The 2863-nt window shown below is 64.0% G+C and carries 3 protein-coding genes; 1 reads left to right on the forward strand and 2 read right to left on the reverse strand.

The annotated features are described in order from the left end of the window. Positions 1–27 precede the first annotated feature (27 nt). Together moaB and ypfJ are read right to left on the reverse strand one after the other, a co-directional pair. Positions 28–591, reverse strand: a complete 564-nt coding sequence (gene moaB / locus SE92_RS15575) for a molybdenum cofactor biosynthesis protein B (protein ID WP_063196558.1) — start codon at positions 589–591, stop codon at positions 28–30. A 158-nt stretch (positions 592–749) separates the two neighbouring features. Further along, on the reverse strand, positions 750–1682 hold the full coding sequence (gene ypfJ / locus SE92_RS15580; protein WP_063196559.1) for a KPN_02809 family neutral zinc metallopeptidase: 933 nt from the start codon (positions 1680–1682) through the stop codon (positions 750–752). A gap of 413 nt (positions 1683–2095) precedes the next feature. On the opposite strand from ypfJ, the gene SE92_RS15585 reads away from it, so the two are divergent. Next, on the forward strand, positions 2096–2863 hold a 768-nt coding region (locus SE92_RS15585), incomplete at its 3' end, for a DNA-methyltransferase (protein ID WP_063196560.1).

The following is a 2863-nucleotide window of genomic DNA, read 5'->3' on the forward strand; positions in this document are numbered from 1 at the left end:
AAGGAAGTAAAGATACTCGACTTATGCCTACGCCGTCGCGCCTTGCGCCTTCGGTCTGCGCAAATGCTCGTCCAGCCGCGGCATGATCTCGACGAAATTGCAGGGCCGCGTGCGGTAGTCGAGCTGGGCTGCAAGGATGCCGTCCCAGCCGTCGCGGCAGGCGCCGGGCGAGCCCGGCAAACAGAAGATATAGGTGGCGCCGGCAACGCCGGCGGTGGCGCGGCTCTGGATCGTCGACGTCCCGATCTTGGCATGGCTCAGCATGTGGAACGCGATCGAGAATCCGTCCATGCGCTTCTCGAACAGCGGCTCGACCGCCTCCGGCGTGACGTCGCGTCCGGTGAAGCCGGTGCCGCCGGTGGTGATGACGACGTCGACGCCGCTATCTGCGATCCAGCGGCGGATCACGGCGCGGATCGCCTCGACGTCGTCGGTGACGATCTCGCGCGCGGCGAGATGATGGCCGGCAGCGGTGAGACGATCGACCAATGTCTGGCCGGACTTGTCGTCGCTGAGCGCACGCGTGTCGGACACGGTGAGCACCGCGATGTTGAGCGGGATGAATTGTTTGGTTTCGTCAGTGGAGGCCATTGATCTTTCCTCTCGTGTCCCGGACGCGGTGCGGCGCGAAGTGCCGCTCCGCAGAGCCGGGACCCATTCTTAGCAACATGCAGACCGGCGATGTGGGCCCCGGCTCTGCAGCGCATCACTTCGTGCTGCGCAGCGTCCGGGGCACGAGACCTTGACCACTATCCCCCGCTACCGAACGTATTGCAGGCCTGGACCGTGCCCTGCTGGTAGCCGGTCATGAACCATTGCTTGCGCTGCGCCGCGGAGCCGTGGGTGAAGGAGTCGGGCACGACGCGGCCCGTGGCCTGGCGCTGCAGCGTGTCGTCGCCGATCGCGCTCGCGGTGGTCAGCGCGGCGTCGATATCGCCGGGCTCGAGGAAGTTCGGCCGCTTCTTCGCCTCGCGATTGACCCAGACGCCGGAGAGACAATCCGCCTGCAGCTCGACCTTGACCTGGAGCGCGTTCGCCTCCGCTTTCGAGCCGGCCTGCTGCTGCAATCGCGTCACGCGCGGGATGATGCCGAGCAGGTTCTGGATGTGATGGCCGGCTTCATGCGCGATGATGTAGGCGGTGGTGAAATTGCACGCCGACTTGCCGGAGCAGCCGCGGAAGCGCGTCTCGACCTCGCGGAAGAACGAGGTGTCGAGGAAGATGGTGCGATCCGGCGGGCAATAGAACGGCCCCATCGCCGATTCCGCCCGGCCACAGCGGCCGCCATTGGTGACGTTGCGGAACAGCACGACCTTCGGACCGGTGTAAGACTGGCCCGAGGCCTGGAAGATCTCGCTCCAGCGATCGTCGATCTCGCCGAGAATGCCGGAGATCATGCTGCCCATCTCGTCGGTCGGCGCGCCGCGCTTGCCGGAGGAGGCCTGGCGATCGGTCTGGTAGGTCGGTGCCTGGCCGCCGCCGGTGAGGATCTCGGCGCCGCCGATCAGGATGCGCGGGTCGATGCCGAAGGCGTAGCCGACCAGGCCGAGGATGATGATGGTGCCGATACCGAGTCCGCCGCCGCCCATGGGCAGGCCGAACCCGCCTCCGCCACCGCCGCCTCCACCATCGTCGCGACGATCCTCGATGTCGTCGCTGCGGCGGAAATCATCGTAGCGCATGGCGGGTTTCCCTCAGTCCTCGATTGGTATCATTTGGGCGCAGACGCGCGAAAGCTCAACGCGCCACACACGTAAAATTTCCGTTGCTTCCATCAATATAGTGGCCGGCAAAAATTGCCTAGTGCGGCAACATGCCGAGGCCAGCAATTTTTTCCGAGGGTCGAGCAATTTTTTCCGAGAGAAATTTGCAGCCTTTTTGAAGCCATGATTGCTTCCGCGGCGCAAGCAAACGCGAAATCCCCTGCAAAATACGACGAATGCGCGCGACGACATGCACGCAGAACGCGACGCGAGGTCTGCTCACCAAAGCGGCGGGTTAAGTCGATTTTTACTTTGCCGCTTCAATGTAACGGTCAGTCGGTTGTTTGGTCCCGCGTCGCCGACAGCGTCGCCTGAGTCAGAGTTCTTGAGTCATGGTAGAGTCGCGTCGCGGGGCGTCTGCAAGGGCGCCCCGCACAAATTTCGAGTCTCCTTCGCATCGCATCATCCTCGGCGATTGCGTCGCCGAGATGTCGAAGCTTCAGGCTGGTTCGGTCGATCTCGTGTTCGCCGATCCGCCCTACAATCTCCAGCTCAAGGGCGATCTCAAGCGCCCCGACGAATCCCACGTCGACGCCGTCAACGACGACTGGGACAAGTTCGATTCGTTCTCGGCCTATGACGACTTCACCCGCGCCTGGCTGCTTGCCGCGCGCCGTGCGATGAAGCCGTCGGCGACGATCTGGGTGATCGGCTCCTATCACAACATCTTCCGCGTCGGCGCGATCATGCAGGACCTCGGCTTCTGGCTCCTGAACGACATCGTGTGGCGCAAGTCGAATCCGATGCCGAATTTCCGCGGCCGCCGCTTCACCAACGCGCACGAGACCATGATCTGGGCCGCGCGCGACGAGAAGGCCAAGGGCTACACGTTCAATTACGAGGCGCTCAAGGCCGCGAATGAAGACGTGCAGGCGCGCTCCGACTGGCTGATCCCGCTCTGCACCGGCGAGGAGCGCCTCAAGGGTGCCGACGGCAAGAAAGTGCATCCGACGCAGAAGCCGGAAGGCCTGCTGGCGCGCGTGTTGCTGTCCTCGTCCAAGCCCGGCGATCTCGTGATCGATCCTTTCAACGGCACCGGCACCACCGGTGCGGTCGCCAAGCGCCTCGGCCGCTCCTATATCGGCTTCGAGCGCGGCAAG

This window comes from Bradyrhizobium sp. AT1, assembly GCF_001590795.1.
GTDB lineage: Bacteria > Pseudomonadota > Alphaproteobacteria > Rhizobiales > Xanthobacteraceae > Bradyrhizobium.